We start from the raw sequence: 1,552 nt of genomic DNA on the forward strand, positions 1-1,552 counted from the left end.
CCCCCTTGTATTATAGAGTCGTAGTTATTAAAGCCCCTCCCCAAGGGCTGTGCTACACTGTAAGGGATGCTGCGGATCGGTGCATTTCCCCCTACCACAAGATGGTTCTGGAGAGGTTCCAACCACAGCCCCTTACACTTTTGTTGATCAGTTAAATACCGCCAGACGGTTGATGTGGAACAAGGATACAAAAGTAAGGCGCTCTGTGGATGAAGCATCACATTTTTCGTCGGAGGTATTTGTTATGATGGTTTCTGTTGGCATTGATGTTTCAAAAGATAAGCATGATTGTTTCATCGTCACTTCTGATGGTGAAGTTCTGTCGGATGTGTTCACTATCCCCAACACCATAAACGGATTTCACTGTCTGTTGCGAAGAATCCAGGATTGCACCAGCACACAGGACAAAATAAAGGTAGGGCTTGAGGCAACCGGGCATTACAGCTACAATCTGCTCGGTTTTCTTCTTGACAATGGTCTAACCACCTATGTCCTGAACCCCTTGCGTACAAACCTTTACCGAAAGAGCCTCAGTCTGCGAAAAACAAAAACCGACCGGGTGGATGCACGAACGATTGCGTTTATGTTGTTATCCGATGCAAGCCTCAACCCCTACACAGATACGGCATACCACACCGAGGAACTAAAGTCACTTACCAGATATCGTTTTGACAAGGTGAAAGAGCGTGCCAAGCTGAAAAGTTCCATTGCCCGATTGGTTTGCATCCTGTTCCCAGAACTGGAAAAACTCGTTCCTTCTCTGCATATTGCTTCTGTGTACGCTCTGCTGGAGGAGTTTCCTGGCGCTAAACAGGTTGCCGCAACCCATTTGGCACGGCTGAAAGCACTTCTTGAAACCGCCTCGAAAGGTCGCTACAAACGGGATATGGCTCTTGAAATCCGAAAGGCTGCCAGAAACTCTATTGGTTCTTGGATGCCCGCCAAGTCCCTTGAATTACAGCACACTATCCGGCTCATCCGTGAACTGGATAATGAAATTGCTGAAATCGAAGAACAAATCCAATCTATTATGGATGAGCTTCATTCTCCCATTACCACCATCCCCGGAATGGGCTTCCGTATGGCTGCCATGATCCTTGCTGAAGTTGGCGACTTCTCAAGGTTTGAATCCCCGGACAAGTTATTGGCCTATGCCGGGATGTCTCCCTCAACTTACCAGTCCGGGCAACTCAAAAATTGTTATCCGCATATGGAAAAGCGCGGCTCACGATACCTGCGCTATGCACTTTACAACGCAACCAAGTACGTCTGCCAGTGGGACTTGATCTTTGCCGCTTATCTCGCCAAGAAGCGGACAGAGGGAAAGCACTACAACGTTGCCATCTCTCACGCCGCGAAGAAACTTGTTCGTCTTATTTTTGCTATGGAGAAATCTGGGCGACCGTATTGCACCTCAGCAGCGTAGCGTTTTCTTGTTAGCCTGTGTCGGGGCTCCTGCGAGCCTCTGCTTTGCTATGCCTTTTTGCGCCATCTCATATTCACCACCACCATTCACTTCTTGAGGTTGACTTTTAATAGTTAATCTCTCCAA

1 protein-coding gene is annotated in these 1,552 nt (G+C 47.9%); it reads left to right on the top strand.

Annotation, left to right across the window (positions count from 1 at the left end):
- Positions 1-247 precede the first annotated feature (247 nt).
- On the top strand, positions 248-1,426 hold the full coding sequence (locus tag TQ39_RS19805; RefSeq protein ID WP_050006806.1) for an IS110 family RNA-guided transposase: 1,179 nt from the start codon (positions 248-250) through the stop codon (positions 1,424-1,426).
- Positions 1,427-1,552 lie beyond the last annotated feature (126 nt).

The sequence above is a fragment of the Ruthenibacterium lactatiformans genome, from assembly GCF_000949455.1.
In the GTDB taxonomy this organism is placed as follows: Bacteria; Bacillota; Clostridia; order Oscillospirales; family Ruminococcaceae; genus Ruthenibacterium; species Ruthenibacterium lactatiformans.